A 12,989-nucleotide genomic window follows, 5' to 3' on the forward strand; every position below is an offset into this window, starting at 1 on the left:
CCCGGCCCCGGCCGGGGAGGTGACGGCGCGACGGGGAGGGGCGGACGGTTGGCACCGACGGCGCCCGTTCTGGCCGTGCTGGTCTGTCACGACGGCGAGGCCTGGCTGCCCGAGACGCTGGGCGCGCTCGGCCGGCTCACGGTGGCGCCGCGCCGGGTGATCGCGGTCGACACCGGCTCCGCGGACTCCACCCCTGACCTGCTGCGCTCGACCAATACCGTCGACGTCGTCCTCGACCTGCCCCGCGACACCCCGTTCGGCACCGCGGTGGCGGCCGCCGTCGCGGACGCGGACCGGAGGTGGGGCCGGTCCGGGGACCGCAGCTCCGGCGACTGGCTGTGGGTCCTGCACGACGACGCCGCTCCCGAGCCCTCCTGCCTCGACGTGCTGCTCTCCGTCGCCGAGGCCTCGCCCGCGGCGGCGATGCTCGGGCCCCTGCAGCTCGACCGCGACGACCCGCGCCTCGTCGTCGAGGCCGGCCTGTCGACCGACGCCTCCGGGCACCGCCAGACCGGCATCGGCTCCGACGAGCTCGACCTCGGGCAGTTCGCCACCAACTCCGAGGTCCTCGCGGTGGGGTCGGCGGGCGCGCTGATCCGCCGCCGCGAGTGGGACGCCCTCGGCGGCTACGACTCCGGGTTCGGCCTGCTGCGCGAGGACGTCGACCTCGGCTGGCGGATCAACCGCGCCGGCGGCCTCGTCCTGTGCGTGCCCTCGGCCCGGCTGCACCACGCCCGCGCGATCACCACCGGCGCCCGGGCCCTCGACGCCGCCGGGTGCGACGGCGGCCGTCGCACCGTCGACCGGCGCAACGGGCAGTGGACGGTGCTGGCCAACTGCTCCGAGCCGGCGTTCGTCCTCGGGCTGCTCCGCCTGCCGGTGCTCGCGGTGCTGCGCGCGCTCGGGTTCCTGCTGCTGCGCCGCCCCACCGCGTCGTCGGCCGAGCTCGGCGCGATGGGCCGCGTCCTGGCCGACCTCTCCGACCTGCGCGAGGCGCGCCGCCGCCGGCTGCACGCCGCCGGGGCCGCGGTCCCCCGGGGGATGCGCGGCCTGCTGACCAGCCGCATGACCCGCCTGCGCAACGCCGTGCAGGGCGGCCTCGCCCGCGTGGTGCGCTCCCGGGTCCGTGACGAGCTCGTCCTCGGGCGGCTCCCGGAGTGGGCCGACCGCCCGGCCCGCCCCGCGCCGGCCTCCTCCCTCGCCGTCGACGATGCGCCCGGCGAGGGGGCGCTGCTTGTCGGGCAGGGCGCCCTCCCCGCGGGCGCCGCCGCGCCGAAGCGCCTCACCCGCCGCAAGGCCGGCCTGCGCCGGCCCGGCGAGTCGGTCGGGGTCACGCTGGCCGCGAGCCGGTCGGGCGCCGACGACGCCGGGGTCACCGAGCTCATCGGATCCCCGGACGCCGAGACGGCGTTCGTCGGCATCGCGGGGCCCCGCAGCGGCACCGGCGCGGCGCCCGGCCAGGGCGCGGAGCGCTGGGCCGCTGACGACGAGCAGCTCGTCGTCGTCCCGGTCACCACCGGTCGGGTGCTGCGCGAGCTCCTGCTCGCGCCGCCGCTGCTCATGGTGCTCGCGCTGACCGTGGTGTCCCTGGTGGTCAACCGGTCCCGGCTCGGGCTGGACCTCGCCGGCGGACGGATCCGGACGCTGCCCGGGCTGGGCGCGCTGTGGAGCTCCTACCTCGCCGACTGGCACCCGGTCGCAGGCGGCACCGCCGCGCCCGCCTCGGCCGCGCTCGCCGTCGTCGGGGTCCTCGGCGGGATCCTGTGGCCGGTCGCCGGGTCTGCCGGACCCGCGGCCGCGGTGTCGCTGCTGCTCCTCGCCGCGCTGCCGCTCGCGGGACTGTCCGCCTACCTCGCGACCCGCGGGATCCGGGTCGGCCGGATGCTGCGCGCGGCCGCGGCCGCGGTGTACGCGCTGCTGGGCATCGCCGGCGCGGCCGTCGCGCAGGGCCGGCTCGACGGGGTCGTCGCGGTCGTCCTGCTCCCGATGGTCCTCGCCGGTGTGACGGCCGTGCTGCGCGGCAGCCGTGTGGAGGGCAGGCGCGCCTCGTGGTGGAGCGCCGCCGCCGGCACGGTGCTGCTGCTCGCGGTCGTCTCCGCGTTCGCGCCCCTGGTCCACGTGCTCGTGCTGGTCGTCGTGGTGGTCGGGTTCGTCCTCGTGCCCGCGCCGCCGGGGGCCTCGGGACGGCGGGCGATCGCGCTCGGCGTCGTCGTCGTGCTGCCGGTCCTGCTGCTCCTGCCGTGGCCCTCGACGCTGCTGCGCGCCCCGCAGATCCTCGTGCACGGCACCGGCTCCCCGGTGCGCGAGCAGTTCGCCGGCGTGCTCGACGTGCTCTCGCTCGACCCCGGCGGCCCCGGCTCGCTGCCGGTGATCGGGCTGCTGGTGTTCGTGGGCGCCGTCGGCGGGGCCTTGCTCGCGCCGCGGCGCAGCATGGTGCCGGGCCTCGCGATCACCGTGCTCGGCGTCGTCGCGGCCGGCGTCGTCGGGACGGTGTCGCTCCCGCCGCTCTCCGGCGGCGACCCCCGCCCGGGCTGGACCGGCCCGGCGCTGGCGTTCGCCGCCTGCGGCACGCTGTGGACCCTGCTCGCGCTCGTCGCCGAGGCCCGCGGGACGCCGCTGGGCACGCTGGTGACGGGGCGGTCGGGGCCCCGCCACCGGCCCGCCCCGCGCCGCCGCGGCGACTCCGAGATCGACCTCGGCCCCGACGGCGTGCTCGCGCGCGTCGGCGGCGGGACGGCCTCGGCGGCCTCCCGGGTGGGGACGGCGCTGGGGTCCCGGCTGCGCACCCGGACCAGCGCGGCCGGCACGGGCGGGCGCCGCGTCCGGGGGGCCGCGGTGCCGGTGGCGGCGACGCTGGCCCTCGCGCTCGCGGCGGCCGGGGTGCTGCTCGGCTCCGGCGGGTCGCTCGTCGCTGCGCCCGCGGCCTCCCTCGACCCGACGTTCGCCGGGCGGCTCGCCGCCGCCGGGGCGAACGTCGTCGCCGTCGGGCTCACCCGGCTGCCCGACGGGCCCGGCTACTCGCTGGACACCGACCGCACCCGCCGGGCGGGCCCCGACCTCCCGCGCTACGGCGACGACGACCTCGCCCCGGTCGGCGCGGCCCCGGCCCGCCTGACCCGCGACGTCACCGCGCTGCTCTCCGGCGACCCGGCGAAGGTCCAGGCCGGGGCGGCCGAGCTCGCCACCGCAGGGACGGCCGCCGTCGTGCTGCCCGACCGGACCGTCGCCGACAACGCCCGGCAGGCCTCGGGCTCGCTGCTCACTGCGGCGCCCGAGACCCGCGACGGCCGCCCGGTGCTGGCGATCGGGCTGCCCGCGGCGGGCGCCGTGCTGCTCGAGCCCCCGGTCTCCGACGACGCCACCGACGCCAAGGCCGCCCCGCAGCGCCCGACGGGCATCACCCCGCTGCCGGGGACGCCGCCCTCGGTGGGCGTCCAGGTCTCGACGGGCGCCAACCGGCGGCTCGTCGTCCTCGCCGCCGAGAACGAGTCCGGGTGGAGCGCGACGGTCGGGGGCAACGCGGCGCCGATCGTCCCGGCGTGGGGGCACCTCGTGGGGGTGGCGGTGCCGTCCTCCGGCGGGCCGGTGGTGGTCTCCCGCGACGGCACCCTCCGCGACCTGCTCCTGCTCTTCCAGCTCGCCCTCGTGCTGTTCACGGCGGTCTCGGCGCTGCCCTCGCGCACGCGTCTCGACTGATACCGGCCGGAGTGTCGGACCCCGCGTCTAGCGTCCGCGGTGTGATCGACCACTTCGGATTCCCGGTCGCCGACGTCGACGCCTCCGTCGCGGCCTACCTGCGTGTGTTCGCGCCCCTCGGGCTCCGAGAGGCCATGCGCATCCCGCACGAGGGCAGTGCCGTCGTCGGGCTCGCCGGCCCCGACGGCATCCCACAGTTCTGGCTCACGCCGGGCGGCGCCCTGGGCAAGGAGCTGCACGTCGCGTTCCGCGCGCCCGACCGGCCCGCGGTCGACGCGGTGCACGCGGCCGCCCTCGAGGCCGGGGCGGAGGTGCTGCACGCCCCGCGGGAGTGGGCGGAGTACCACCCGGGCTACTACGCGGTCTTCCTCCGGGATCCGGACGGGCACAACGTCGAGGCCGTGAACCACGGCTTCTAGGGCGGGCTACTCCTCGCCGTCGACGGTGTCCGGCTCCACCCCGAGGTACTCGGCCACCTGCTCGACGAGCACGTCGTGCAGCAGGTCCGCGAGGTCCTCGCCGTCGAGCGCGCGCGCCTCGAGCGGGCGGCGGTAGAGCACGATCCGGGCGCGCGTCGGGGCGCCCCGCCGGTCGACGCCCGCCGGCACGAGGCGCGCCAGCGGGATCTCGCCGTCGCCCACCACGCCGTCGTCGTCCGGGGCGGCCTCGCCGACGTCGGGCACGTCGTCGACCGCGACGTCGAGGTCCTCGAGCTCCGCGCCCCAGCGGTCCTCGATCGGCTCGAGGGCCTCGAGCACGACCGCGTCGAACCGCTCGGCGCGAGTGCGGGCCGCGGGGGAGCCGGCCGGGTAGAGCGGGGCGCGCATCCCACGGCCGCGCCGGTCCCGGCGGCGCCGCGGGCGACGGGGCACCACGCCCCGCGCCGGGCTGCGCTCCGACCGGTCGGGCTCCCGAGGGCCGGTCCGCGTCCCACCTCTCGCCACGGCGAGCGAGCCTACGCCGCTCGCGGGTGGGGGAGGCACCGTGGCAGCAACGGCACGATGCTGGCGTCCGACGCCAGGACGGCGCCGTTCACTCGTCGCCGGGGGCCGCGCCCCGTGGCAGCAACGGCACGATGCTGGCGTCCGACGCCAGGACGGCGCCGCTCACTCGTCGCCCGAGCCCGACCCCGACCCCGAGGCGACGCCCCCGTGACCAGCCGGTGACGAGCGACCCCCCGACGCGCCGAGCGCGCCTGCCCGGCGGTGTGCCGGACGGGGACTATCGTCCTGCGTCGTGCGAGGAGTGCGGAAGTGCTCACGGACCGGGTGCGGCCGGGCGGCCGTCGCCACGTTGACGTACGTCTACTCCGATTCGACGGCCGTCGTGGGTCCGTTGGCCACCAGTGCGGAGCCGCACTCCTATGACCTCTGTGAGCACCACGCCCTGCGCCTGACCGCCCCCCGCGGGTGGGAGGTCGTGCGCTACGAGGGCGACTTCCCCTCCGAGCCCTCCGCCGACGACCTCACCGCGCTCGCGGAGGCCGTCCGCGAGGCCGGGCGGGCCGAACCGCCGAGCGAGGCCGTGGGCTCCACCGGCCCATTCGGCGCGGTCGCGGGCACCGGTCGGCGGGGGCACCTGCGGGTGCTGCCCGACCCTTCCGGTCCCTGACGCCGGCGGCGCCCGGATCCCACCCGACCGCCCACCCCATCGGGTGCCCGCCGACCCACGCGGTGTCGGGCCCGGCCGATACGCTGGCCGACGTGAGCAGCACCGAGACCGCCGACGCCGCGCGCGCCCGCGTGGTGAGCGAGACGATCAAGGCCTACGACATCCGTGGCCTGGTCGGTGAGCAGCTCGACGCCGCCTTCGTCCGCGACGTGGGCGCCGCGTTCGCCCAGCTGCTGATCGGCGAGCAGGGCGGGGTGCCGGAGAACGGCGTCGTCGTCGGGTACGACATGCGGGAGTCCTCCCCGGAGCTCGCGGACGCGTTCGCCGAGGGCGTGACCGGCCAGGGCGTCGACGTCACGAAGATCGGCCTGGCCAGCACCGACGAGCTCTACTACGCCTCCGGCGCGCTCGACGCGCCCGGTGCCATGTTCACCGCCAGCCACAACCCCGCGCGCTACAACGGCATCAAGCTCTGCCGCGCGGGCGCGAGCCCCGTCGGGCAGGACACCGGGCTCGACGAGATCGCCTCGCTGCTCGACCAGGGGCCGGGCGCGGCCTCCGGCGCCGAGCCGGCCGCGCGGCCGGGCACGGTGCGCGAGCGCGACGTCCTCGAGGACTACGCGGCCTATCTGCGCGGGTTGGTCGACCTGTCCGGGCTCCGGTCGATGTCGGTGGTGGTGGACGCCGCCAACGGCATGGCCGGCCACACCGTGCCCGCGGTGCTCGGTCCACTGCCGATCGAGGTCTACCCGCTCTACTTCGAGCTGGACGGCAGCTTCCCGAACCACGAGGCCAACCCGCTGGACCCGGACAACCTCGTCGACCTGCAGCGCGAGGTGTCCACCCTCGGGCGCGTCGACGCGGGGCTCGCCTTCGACGGGGACGCCGACCGCGTGTTCCTCGTCGACGAGCTGGGCCAGGCGGTGAGCCCGAGCGCGATCACGGCGCTGGTCGCCAGCCGCGAGCTGGCCAAGGAGCCCGGCGGGACGGTGATCCACAACCTGATCACCTCGCGCGCCGTCCCCGAGATCATCACCGAGGCCGGCGGCACCCCGGTGCGCTCCCGGGTGGGCCACTCGTTCATCAAGGCGACGATGGCGCAGACCGGCGCGATCTTCGGCGGCGAGCACTCCGCGCACTACTACTTCCGCGATTTCTTCCGGGCCGACTCCGGGATGCTCGCCGCGCTGCACGTGCTGGCCGCGCTCGGCGAGCAGGACAAGCCGCTGTCCGAGCTCATGGCGCAGTACTCGCGCTACGCCGCGTCCGGCGAGGTGAACTCCGAGGTGGCCGACCCGCAGGCCAAGATCGCCGAGGTCGAGCAGCTCTACGGCGACCGGGACGACGTCACCACCGACACCCTCGACGGGCTCACCGTCTCGTTCGAGAACGGCGACTGGTTCAACCTGCGCCCCTCGAACACCGAGCCGCTGCTGCGCCTGAACGTCGAGGCGTCCGACGACGCCGCCGTGGCCGCGCTGCGCGACGAGGTCCTCGCGGTGGTGCGCGGGTGAGCGCCGGAGCCGGCCCGCTGGGCCTCGACCCGGTCCTCCTGGAGATCCTCGCCTGCCCGGCGCCCGACCACGGCGAGCTGCGCCCCGGCACCCCGGACGACCCGGCGGCCGCCGCCCTGACCTGCCAGAGCTGTGGGCGGCGCTTCCCGGTGACCGACGGGATCCCGGTCCTCCTGCTCTCCGAGGCCACCGGCGGGCCGGACGACGACGCCGCGGCGCCCGCGGACGGGTGAGCACCGTGCTCGACGAGGCACTGCTCGAGGACACCGGCCGGCTGCTCGACACCGACCGGTCCGGACTGCTGCGCGCGGCGGCCACCGCCGGGGCCCAGGTCCGCGCGACGTGGGCGGCCGCCGTCGAGATCGGCGTGGGGGCCGGCGGCGCCCTCGACGGGCTCCGCCCCCGGGCGCTGGTGCTGCTCGCGCGGCCCGGCACCGAGCACGCCGCGGCACGGCTGGTCGCCGCACTCCTCGCCCCGACGTGCCCGTGCCCCGTCGTCGTCACCGAGGTGGCGCCGCCGTGGCTGGGTCCGCTCGACGTCGTGGTCGTCTCCCACCGCGGCTCCGACCAGGACCCGGCCGACGCCCAGGTGGCCGAGGCGGTCGACCGCGCGGTCCGGCGCAGCGCCCACGTCGTGCTGACCGGGCCGGCCGACGGCCCCGCCCCGGCGGCCGCCGCCGGGCGCGCCATGCAGGTGGTGCCGCGCATCCCGGGGCTCGAGGGCCTCTCCACCGCGACGGATCTCGCGGCCACGTTCGCCACCACCCGGGCACTGGGCCTGCTCGACGTCGACGGTGAGGCCCTCGCCGACCGCCTCGACGACGAGGCCGAGCGCAGCGGCCCGCGCCACGAGGCGTTCGTGGCGCCCGCGAAGGCGCTCGCGCTGCGGTTCGCCGAGCACACCCCGCTGCTGTGGGGCACCGACCCCGTCGCAACGGGCCTCGCGGAGTACGGCGCCGTCGTCCTCGCGGCGCACGCCGGGGTCGTCGCCCACGCCGGACCGGTGTCCGGCGCGGTGGCGGTGCCCGCGCTGGCCGCCCGGCTGGAGTCGGGCGCGGCCGAGGACTCGATCTTCGCCGACCCGTTCGACGACCCCGGCGGCGGCCCCCCGCCCCGCCTCGTCGTCGTGACCGTCCGGGAGGACCTGGCCACCCGCCGGCTGGCCGAGGACGCCGCCCGCCGATGGCCCGCCGCGGACACCCTCGAGATCGACCACCTCGAGCTGGCCGGTGACACCCCGGGGCACGACGCCGTGCGGTCCGCCGTGCTCGCGCTGCGCCTGGACCTCGCGGCGCTCTACCTGGGCCTCGCGACCGGCACGGCGGGCGCCGACCCGGCCGAGGGCGCCCGGCCCGGCGTCGGCTCCGGCTGACCCTGGTCCCGCGCACACCCGTCGCGGCCGGCACCGCCGACCGACGGCCGTCACCAGCGATGTGAGGGGGAGACGTGGAACTGCTCGAGGGGACGGTGCGGCCCTACGCGTGGGGCTCGCGCACCCACATCGCGGGGCTGCTCGGCGAGCCCGTCCCGTCACCCCACCCGCAGGCCGAGCTCTGGCTCGGCGCCCACCACGACGCCCCGTCCCGGCTCGTCGAGCACGGCAGCGGCCGCACGCTCCTCGACGCCCTCGCCGACGACCCGGACGGCACCTTCGGCGTCGCCCGCGCCGGGCGCTGGCAGGGCCGCCTGCCGTTCCTGCTCAAGGTCCTCGCCGCCGAGGAGCCGCTGAGCCTGCAGACCCACCCCTCCGCCGAGCAGGCCGCCGCCGGCTTCGCCCGTGAGGAGGCCTCCGGGGTGCCGCAGAGCGCCCCCGAGCGCAACTACCGCGACCCGCTGCCGAAGCCGGAGATCCTCTGCCCGCTGGAGGAGTTCCACGCGCTCGCCGGCTTCCGGGACGCCCTGGTGACGGTCCGGCTGCTGCGTGCCCTCGACGTCGACCAGCTCGTCCACCACACCGAGCTGCTCGCCGCCCAGCCGGGCCCGGAGGGCCTGCGGGCGCTGTTCACCACCTGGATCACCCTGCCGCAGCGCAAGGTCGACGAGCTCGTGCCGGCGCTGCTCGACGGGTGCGTGCGGCTCGCCAAGACCCCGGGCTCCCCGGGCGCGCCCGGCGGGGAGTTCGAGCGCGAGGTCCGGACCCTGCTGGACCTCGGGGAGCGCTACCCGGGCGACGCGGGGGTGCTCGCCGCGCTGCTGCTCAACCGCGTGGTGCTCGCCGAGGGCGAGTGCCTCTTCCAGCGGGCCGGGTCGCCGCACGCCTACCTGTCCGGGTGCGGCATCGAGCTGATGGCGAACTCCGACAACGTGCTGCGGGCGGGGCTCACGCCCAAGCACGTCGACGTCCCGGAGCTGCTGCGCATCCTCGACTTCCGGTGCGGGCCGCCGCCGTTGATCCGCCCGCGCGTCGACGGGCCGCGCGCGGTGTTCACCTCGCCCAGCGAGCACTTCCGGCTCGTGCGCCTGGACCTGGGTCCCGACGACGGCCCGGTCGAGCTCGGCATCGACGGCCCGCGGATCGTGCTGGTGCTGCGCGGCGACGCGGCGCTGCGCGCCGAGAACGGCCGTTCGGTGGCGCTGGCGCGGGGCCGGGCGGTGTGGGCACCGGCCACCGACGGGACGGTGACGGTCGAGGCCGGCCGGGGGCGCGCGCTGGTCTTCGCGGCGGGCGACGGCTGGCCCGGGGGCGGGGAGGGCGGCACCGACCTCCTGCCCGACTAGATTGCCGCGGACCGGGTCGCAGGTGCCCGGTTCGTCCCCGCCGGCCGCAGGAGGTCCCGTGTCCGCATCCGGAGGCTCGAGGGCGATCATCGCCGCGCTGGCCGCGAACGCGGGGATCGCGCTGGCGAAGTTCGTCGGCTTCGCGATCACGGGCTCGTCGTCGATGCTCGCCGAGGGCGTGCACTCGGTCGCGGACACCGCCAACCAGGGCCTGCTGCTCTTCGGTCGCCGGCGGGCCTCGCGGGCCGCGACCCCCGAGCACCCCTTCGGCTACGGGCGGGACCGCTTCTTCTACTCGTTCGTCGTCGCGCTGCTGCTCTTCACCCTCGGCTCGGCGTTCGCGATCTACGAGGGCGTGCACAAGCTCGCGGCGCCGGAGGAGCTGGAGAACCCGCTCGTCGCGATCGTCATCCTCCTCGTGGCGGTCGCACTCGAGGGCTACAGCTTCCGGACGGCGGTCCACGAGTCCCGCGGGCTCAAGGGCGGCGCCACCTGGTGGGGCTTCATCCGGCAGTCGGTCAACCCGGAGCTGCCGGTGGTGCTGCTGGAGGACACCGGGGCGCTGGTCGGCCTGGTGTTCGCCCTCGCCGGCGTCGGACTGACCATGGCTACCGGCGACCCGGTGTGGGACGCGATCGGCACCGTCGCGATCGGCGTCCTGCTCGGGGTGATCGCGGTGATCCTCATCGTGGAGACCAAGAGCCTGCTCATCGGGGAGGGGGCGCGGGCGCCGCTGCGCGCCACGATCTCCTCGTCGCTGGTGGGCGGCCCGGTCGAGCGGGTCATCCACCTGCGCACCCAGTACCTCGGGCCCGAGGAGCTGCTCGTCGCGGCGAAGATCGCGGTGCCCGCGAGCCTGCCGACCGGGGACGTCGCTGCGGCGATCGACGCGGCCGAGGCGCGGCTGCGCGAAGCCGTCCCCGAGGCGCGCCTGGTCTACCTCGAGCCCGACCTGGACCGCACCGGCTCCGACGACGGCCTGGACCCCGCGCTCGATCCGAGGTCCTGAACCGCCCGCAGGACGCAGCAGTCCGGCGTCACCCTCAGTATGGTCCCGGTCACCGCATAGAGCGGCTTCGCCTACTCACGCCGCAGGCCCGTGCTCGGCCGCCGCGAGCGCGGCGAGGAGGCGAGCGTCGCGGCCTCCACGCGGAGCTGAGCCGGTCCCGCCCGGCCCCCGACGACGGGGGCCGGGCCGGGGGCACGACCTACCCGACGAACTTCGCGCGCAGCGTCTTCTTCGAGAACTTGCCGGTCGAGGTCTTGGGCACCTCGTCGATGAACTCGACGTCGTCGGGGACCTGCCACTTGGCCACCCGCGTGAGGAGGTACTCCCGCACCTGCTCGGCGGTCAGCGAGCTGCCGTCCCGCACCACCACGCAGGCCAGCGGCCGCTCCGACCACTTCTCGTCCGGGATCGCGATGACGGCGGCCTCGGCGACCTCGGGCATCGCCATGATCTCGTTCTCCAGGTCGACCGAGGAGATCCACTCCCCGCCGGACTTCACGAGGTCCTTCGTCCGGTCGACGAGCTTGACGTAGCCGTTCCGGTCGATCACCGCGACGTCGCCGGTGCGCAGCCAGCCGTCGGCGGTGAACTGCTTCCCGCCGTCCTCGTTGAGGTAGTACGAGTCGGCGATCCACGGCCCCGAGGCCTGCAGCTCCCCGGAGGAGACCCCGTCCCAGGGCTGGATCTCGCCGGTGTCGGGGTCGGCGAGGCGCAGGTCCACCAGCGGGGCCGGCTGGCCCGCCGTCGCGCGGACGTCGGCGATCTCGTCATCGGAGCACCCGTCGTGGATCGAGCGCAGCATGCCCGTCGTCGCGATCGGGCTGGTCTCCGTCATGCCCCAGGCCTGGGTGATGGGCAGCCCGATCTTCTTCCGCCAGGCCTCGGAGAGCGAGCGCGGCACCGCGGACCCGCCGCACAGCAGCAGGCGCAGGCGCGGGACGTCCTCCGGCCCCGAGAGCTCGGGCAGCACGCCCATCCAGATCGTCGGGACGGCGCCGGTGAACGTGACGTCGTGGTCGCGCAGCATCCCGGCGATCGCCTTGGGCACCATGTTCGGGCCCGGCATCACCATCGACGCGCCGGCGAAGACCGCGGCGTAGGGGAGGCCCCAGGCGTTCGCGTGGAACATCGGCACGACCGGGAGCACGACGTCGCGCTCCACCAGCCCCGCGACGTCGGCGATGAGCACCGCGATCGAGTGGAGCACGGCCGAGCGGTGGGAGTAGACGACGCCCTTGGGGTTTCCGGTGGTGCCGGACGTGTAGCACATGGCCGCGGCCCGGTTCTCGTCGTCGACGACGAAGCGGCCGGCGAACGGTTCCACCGAGGCGAGCAGCTCCGCGTGGTCGACGATGCGCTCGTCCTCGGGCACCGGCGTGTCCGAGCCGTCGTCGATGACGACGAACTTGCGGACGTGCGGCATCTGGTCCGCGAGCGGCCAGAGCTGGCCGAACAGCGAGCGGTCGACGAACACGACGTCGTCGTCGGCGTGGTTGACGATGTAGACGAGCTGCTCGGCGAAGAGCCGGATGTTCAGGGTGTGCAGCACCCGCCCGCTGCACGGCACCGCGAAGTACAGCTCGAGGTGGGTGGGGGTGTTCCAGCAGAACGTCCCCACCCGCGCGTCGTGCGCGATCTCCAGCGCGTCGAGCGCGGCGGCCGTGCGGCGCACCCGCGCGGCCCAGTCAGCGTAGGTCGTCGTGGTGACGGTGCCCCCCACCCCGACCCCGGTGAGCGTCTTGTGTCCGAAGAGCTGCTCGGCGCGGTGGAACACGTGGGGCAGCGCAAGGGGTGTGGTCTGCATCTGTCCGAGCACGGCGGGGGCCTCCTGGGCGCTCACGGGGGCGGGAGCGCCGAGACTACGGCTCGGAGTGGCCCCGGTCATACCGTCCGGGTGGTGCCGGTCATAGCGTGCGCGCACCGACCGGGCGGCGACCTGCGCCGGGGCGCGCCGCGCCCCGGCGGCGGCGTGCGCGCCGTCTTGACCACCCCGGTGGCCTGTGTTTTTCTCGTTCCACGGCAAAGAGCTCGCACTCACGTGCGACGGGGCTGTCGAGTGGCGCTGCAACGGACACGTCGTGTCCGCCACGCTCGACAAGGCTCCGCACCATCAAGGGCGCCTCCGGATGGTGGTCGACCGTGCTCTCGAGTCCTCGCGTGACGGTCCGACCACCGATCGACCGACGACACACGGACGAGGAGTCATGGCAGCAGTAGGGACGACGCACGAGAAGTACGCCGAGAAGAACGGGATCGACTACGCGGTCGCGGACCTGGGCGAGGCCGACTTCGGCCGCCGGGAGATCCGCCTGGCCGAGCACGAGATGCCGGGCCTGATGGCGCTGCGCCGGGAGTACTCCGAGGCGAAGCCGCTGCACGGTGCGCGCATCTCGGGCTCGCTGCACATGACCGTCCAGACCGCGGTGCTCATCGAGACGCTG

Annotated in this window: 11 protein-coding genes and 1 riboswitch; of the genes, 9 read left to right on the forward strand and 2 right to left on the reverse strand. The window is 76.1% G+C overall.

Annotated features, from left to right (window positions below; translation table 11 throughout):
* Positions 1–48: 48 nt before the first annotated feature.
* Together VGH76_RS16030 and VGH76_RS16035 are read left to right on the forward strand one after the other, a co-directional pair.
* Positions 49–3,696, forward strand: coding sequence for a glycosyltransferase (locus tag VGH76_RS16030; RefSeq protein ID WP_331557688.1), 3,648 nt, complete (start codon positions 49–51; stop codon positions 3,694–3,696).
* A gap of 41 nt (positions 3,697–3,737) precedes the next feature.
* Positions 3,738–4,115: a VOC family protein gene (locus VGH76_RS16035; protein WP_331557689.1), complete on the forward strand. Its 378-nt coding sequence runs from the start codon at positions 3,738–3,740 to the stop codon at positions 4,113–4,115.
* A 6-nt stretch (positions 4,116–4,121) separates the two neighbouring features.
* Here VGH76_RS16035 and VGH76_RS16040 read toward each other — a convergent pair whose 3' ends face one another.
* Positions 4,122–4,640 (reverse strand): metallopeptidase family protein, encoded by a 519-nt coding sequence (locus VGH76_RS16040; RefSeq protein ID WP_414637741.1) that lies wholly within the window; start codon positions 4,638–4,640, stop codon positions 4,122–4,124.
* A gap of 292 nt (positions 4,641–4,932) precedes the next feature.
* On the opposite strand from VGH76_RS16040, the gene VGH76_RS16045 reads away from it, so the two are divergent.
* The 6 genes from VGH76_RS16045 (at position 4,933) to VGH76_RS16070 (ending at position 10,548) form a co-directional block, all read left to right on the forward strand.
* Positions 4,933–5,307, forward strand: a complete 375-nt coding sequence (locus VGH76_RS16045; protein WP_331557690.1) for a DUF3499 domain-containing protein — start codon at positions 4,933–4,935, stop codon at positions 5,305–5,307.
* Between the two features lie 92 nt (positions 5,308–5,399).
* Positions 5,400–6,821 (forward strand): phosphomannomutase/phosphoglucomutase, encoded by a 1,422-nt coding sequence (locus VGH76_RS16050; protein ID WP_414637742.1) that lies wholly within the window; start codon positions 5,400–5,402, stop codon positions 6,819–6,821.
* Positions 6,818–7,054, forward strand: coding sequence for a Trm112 family protein (locus tag VGH76_RS16055; protein WP_331557691.1), 237 nt, complete (start codon positions 6,818–6,820; stop codon positions 7,052–7,054). Before VGH76_RS16050 ends, VGH76_RS16055 begins: the two co-directional genes overlap by 4 nt.
* A complete protein-coding gene (locus VGH76_RS16060) occupies positions 7,051–8,193 on the forward strand; it encodes a hypothetical protein (RefSeq protein WP_331557692.1) in 1,143 nt (380 codons plus the stop codon). The genes VGH76_RS16055 and VGH76_RS16060 overlap by 4 nt, the downstream gene beginning before the upstream one ends.
* A 74-nt stretch (positions 8,194–8,267) precedes the next feature.
* Entirely contained in the window at positions 8,268–9,539 is a 1,272-nt protein-coding gene (gene manA, locus VGH76_RS16065; protein ID WP_331557693.1) for a mannose-6-phosphate isomerase, class I, read from the forward strand.
* 58 nt (positions 9,540–9,597) lie between these two features.
* Positions 9,598–10,548, forward strand: a complete 951-nt coding sequence (locus VGH76_RS16070) for a cation diffusion facilitator family transporter (RefSeq protein WP_331557694.1) — start codon at positions 9,598–9,600, stop codon at positions 10,546–10,548.
* Between the two features lie 199 nt (positions 10,549–10,747).
* Here VGH76_RS16070 and VGH76_RS16075 read toward each other — a convergent pair whose 3' ends face one another.
* A complete protein-coding gene (locus tag VGH76_RS16075; RefSeq protein ID WP_331557695.1) occupies positions 10,748–12,364 on the reverse strand; it encodes a long-chain fatty acid--CoA ligase in 1,617 nt (538 codons plus the stop codon).
* Between the two features lie 232 nt (positions 12,365–12,596).
* Positions 12,597–12,677: riboswitch (S-adenosyl-L-homocysteine riboswitch) on the forward strand.
* Between the two features lie 75 nt (positions 12,678–12,752).
* Here VGH76_RS16075 and VGH76_RS16080 point away from each other — a divergent pair.
* On the forward strand, positions 12,753–12,989 hold a 237-nt coding region (locus VGH76_RS16080; RefSeq protein ID WP_331557696.1), incomplete at its 3' end, for an adenosylhomocysteinase.

The organism is Actinomycetospora sp. (genome assembly GCF_036497585.1).
Taxonomy (GTDB): Bacteria; Actinomycetota; Actinomycetes; order Mycobacteriales; family Pseudonocardiaceae; genus Actinomycetospora.